This window comes from Pseudomonas sp. AGC41, assembly GCF_057334555.1.
This window is the reverse complement of record NZ_JBHFJB010000151.1, coordinates 23,669-25,127: the sequence shown is the minus strand read 5'-3', so window position 1 is coordinate 25,127 and position 1,459 is coordinate 23,669. Positions and strand designations below refer to the sequence as shown.

Annotated in this window: 2 protein-coding genes; one reads left to right on the top strand and one right to left on the bottom strand. The window is 60.2% G+C overall.

What is annotated here, in order from left to right:
- Positions 1-44 precede the first annotated feature (44 nt).
- Entirely contained in the window at positions 45-671 is a 627-nt protein-coding gene (gene ycaC, locus ACE04F_RS24705; protein ID WP_486110315.1) for an isochorismate family cysteine hydrolase YcaC, read from the bottom strand.
- A gap of 283 nt (positions 672-954) precedes the next feature.
- Here ycaC and ACE04F_RS24700 point away from each other — a divergent pair, with 283 nt between their 5' ends.
- Positions 955-1,224: a hypothetical protein gene (locus ACE04F_RS24700; protein WP_486110314.1), complete on the top strand. Its 270-nt coding sequence runs from the start codon at positions 955-957 to the stop codon at positions 1,222-1,224.
- Positions 1,225-1,459 lie beyond the last annotated feature (235 nt).

Below are 1,459 nucleotides of genomic sequence, written 5' to 3'. Positions count from 1 at the left end.
CCCCCCCCCCCCCCCCCCCCCCACAGGGTATATCGGTGTGGCCGTTACTTCGCGTTGGTCAGCGTGTTGTAGCTGGTCATCAGGTTGCGATAGTCCGGGATGTGGTTGGAGAACAGGGTCGCCAGGCCTTCCACATCGTTGCGCCAGTCGCGGTGCAGTTCGCAGGCCAGGCCGAACCAGGTCATCAGTTGCGCGCCCGAGGAGGACATACGGTCCCACGCCGATTGGCGGGTCAGTTCGTTGAACGTACCGGAGGCATCGGTCACCACGAACACCTCGAAACCTTCGGCCAGGGCCGACAGGGCCGGGAAGGCTACGCAGACTTCAGTCACGACACCGGCGATGATCAATTGCTTCTTGCCGGTGGCCTTGATCGCCTTGACGAAATCTTCGTTGTCCCAGGCGTTGATCTGGCCGGGACGAGCGACGTAAGGAGCGTCCGGGAACAGCGTCTTGAGTTCTGGCATCAGCGGGCCGTTGGGGCCGGTTTCGAAGCTGGTGGTGAGAATGGTCGGCAGTTGGAAGTACTTGGCCAGGTCAGCCAGGGCCAGCACGTTGTTCTTGAAACGATCCGGGTCGATGTCACGCACCAGCGACAGCAGGCCAGCCTGGTGGTCCACCAGCAGAACGGCGGCGTTATCTTTGTCGAGACGGTTGTAGGAAGTAGTCATGGCGTAGTCCTCTAAGTTTTGGCTGCCGATCGTTCGGCGTGGGTAAGGGTTTTCGATCTCGGTAAATCAGTGATCCATCTGGCCGAAGCGCCGGCTTCAATCCGTGTTGCGTTTCGATGGGTAAAGATTAAAACCGACACCTTTGTCGCGCCAGACTGCAAAAATCAGCCTTAGCGTTCTATTTAAAGAACGATGCGCCGCGCCATTCATCAGATGCGCCGCACCCCCAGCCCTCCAGACCCTCAAAACACCACAACGTAATTTTTGCGAACCCGGAGGTCCCATGAGCAATCCTCAAGACCCAACCCTTTCCCAGACACTGGACAACCCCAACGACGATGGCTTCGTGCTGGGCACCGCCGGCCGCGACGAAGACCCGAACGCCGCCACGGCCTATGCGACCGATGACCGTCACGATCGTGATGAGCTGACACCGGAAGACGCCCGCGGCATGCCGGGTTATCCCGACGAAAAAAAACCGGCGGAATCGGCGGAGGAAGAAGCGGAATCGGGAATCGAGACGCCTGAGCAGGGGAACGATAAGGCGGGGTGAGCGGGCAGCCTGGAGGTCGGCGGTTGATTGAAGATCGCCATCGCGAGCAGGCTCGCTCCCATAGGAGTTTGGTGTTGTGGTCTATATCGCGATCACATCGCTCCCAATGTGGGAGTGAGCCCGCTCGCGAATACTCTCTCCCGGACAATCTGAACCCGTGGCGAGGGAGCTTGCTCCCGCTCGGCGGCGTAGCCGTCGTGGTTTACCTGGAAGACCGCGTCAGTCCATCGGGGGC

What these genes read in the sequence shown, in the direction of transcription:
- ACE04F_RS24700 (WP_486110314.1), top strand. Translation starts at nt 955, where the DNA reads ATGAGCAATCCTCAAGACCCAACCCTTTCCCAGACACTGGACAACCCC.
- ycaC (WP_486110315.1), bottom strand. Translation starts at nt 671, where the DNA reads ATGACTACTTCCTACAACCGTCTCGACAAAGATAACGCCGCCGTTCTG.